This window comes from Bradyrhizobium sp. Arg816 (genome assembly GCF_029989365.1).
Classification (GTDB): domain Bacteria; phylum Pseudomonadota; class Alphaproteobacteria; order Rhizobiales; family Xanthobacteraceae; genus Bradyrhizobium.
The window spans coordinates 1-249 of the sequence record NZ_JAPRAQ010000274.1; the positions used below are offsets into that span (position 1 = coordinate 1).

The 249-nt window shown below is 64.3% G+C and carries 1 pseudogene; it reads right to left on the reverse strand.

Annotated elements, in window-relative coordinates:
* Positions 1 to 249 (reverse strand): annotated as a pseudogene (locus OWC48_RS46865) (IS3 family transposase); the annotation flags it as partial.

Below are 249 nucleotides of genomic sequence, written 5' to 3' on the forward strand. Positions count from 1 at the left end.
CGGCTGGAGCGATAGCGGATCATCTTCCGATCCGCACCCACGATCGAGCAGGCCCGCCGTTCCGACAGGCTCATGACGGCCTGCAGATGCGCGACCGCAGCGCGCTTGGCGGCGGGCCCTACCATTTTTTGAAAGGAGCTCGCGAAGTGCGGCTGCATCGAGCATCTGCTCGGCCAGAAGCTTCTTCAGCTTCCCGTTCTCCTCCTCCAGGGCCCTCAACCGCTTCGCCTCGGAAACATCCATGCCGCC